Origin of the sequence: Chryseobacterium ureilyticum (assembly GCF_900156735.1) — a bacterium.
Taxonomy (GTDB): Bacteria; Bacteroidota; Bacteroidia; order Flavobacteriales; family Weeksellaceae; genus Chryseobacterium; species Chryseobacterium ureilyticum.
In genome coordinates this window covers 1-1,327 of record NZ_FTOL01000026.1, presented here as the reverse complement: position 1 = coordinate 1,327, position 1,327 = coordinate 1, and the positions used below count along the sequence as shown (strand labels likewise).

At 32.0% G+C, this 1,327-nt stretch carries 2 protein-coding genes; both read left to right on the top strand.

Annotated features, from left to right (window positions below; all coding sequences use genetic code 11):
- The coding region (locus tag BW983_RS24455) for an RHS repeat-associated core domain-containing protein (RefSeq protein WP_317048129.1) at positions 1-975 on the top strand (975 nt) is incomplete at its 5' end.
- On the top strand, positions 972-1,327 hold a 356-nt coding region (locus BW983_RS23665), incomplete at its 3' end, for a hypothetical protein (RefSeq protein ID WP_139329364.1). The genes BW983_RS24455 and BW983_RS23665, both read left to right, overlap by 4 nt.

Genomic DNA, 1,327 nt, shown 5'->3' with positions numbered 1-1,327 from the left:
AAAAATCAATATATTTACCAGTACAAGGATCACCTTGGAAACGTGAGAATAAGCTTTGGCAGAACCAGCGCAGGCGCTCTTGAAATTACAGATGCCAATGATTATTATCCATTTGGAATGAACCACCTAAAAACCGGAAATGCTTTCTTTGGACAGGGGAATTATAAGAACTATAAGTTTCAGGAACAAGAGCTACAAGAGACCGGTTTTTACGCATTTAAGTGGCGACAATATATGCCCGACGTTGGCAGATTTTTTAACATAGACCCGCTTAGTGAAAAATACGCTTACCAATCTCATTATAACTTTTCTGAAAATCGTGTTGTTGACGGTAGAGAATTGGAAGGATTGGAATGGGCTGCAAGTAGAAATTTGGAAAGTAAAACAATAAATTTACATCTTACTTACAAACCTGTAAATAATACAGCTGGAGCTCTTTCTAATGCACAGATGAATACTCTGATAAAAGAGCGTGAAGCACAAATTGTTTCATCCTTTGGTGGGAAAGACATTGAGGGAAATCAAGTTAATATTACTTTTAGTCAGAGTGATAAATCTACTATGGTTTGGGATTATAATATTGGATATGACACAAATAATGTGGATGATTTTAAAGGAAAAAGTCAGGAATCAATTGATAATGTAACATATCGAACAGATGGAATGACTGATTCTGTTAATAATACACAAACAAATAGAACCCAAATAAATATTTTCACTTCAACAGGTCTTGATGTTAACGAAAAAACAGGACAATTAAATTTTGATAATAAAGGCAGATCTCAATTAGCCAAAACTGGAGCTCATGAAACAGGGCATACATTGGGAATAAAACATAATGATCAGGCAACATTAAGATCTACACCAGATAATTTAATGCGGGAAGGAAGTCCAGGAGTAAAAATTACTCCAGAACAAAGAAGTAATGCTATAAAATTAGTAGAAGAACAACAACCAAAAATAGGAATAGAATGAAAATACTCAATAAAATAATCTTGTGTTTGTTATTTGTTTTTGTTAGCTGCTCTGCAGTAAAGGTAACAGAAATATTTGGTTCAGAAAAAGAAATTGTAGAGAGTGTTCGCTCAAAGGTTTTGATTAAAAAATTTAATGCACAAAGCAAAAATAAATCGTTTTTAGATTTTGGGTCTACATTTGATAATGTAATAACCGTGAAAAATGGAGATAGTATCATATTGAATGAGAAAAGTACAACAATGCCAATGTTAGGATATACGAACTCCTGTATTATTTTAAATAATAAAGAGGTGACAATTATAATTGATCATAAACAAACAATAAAATTAAATAAAAAACAATTACCAAA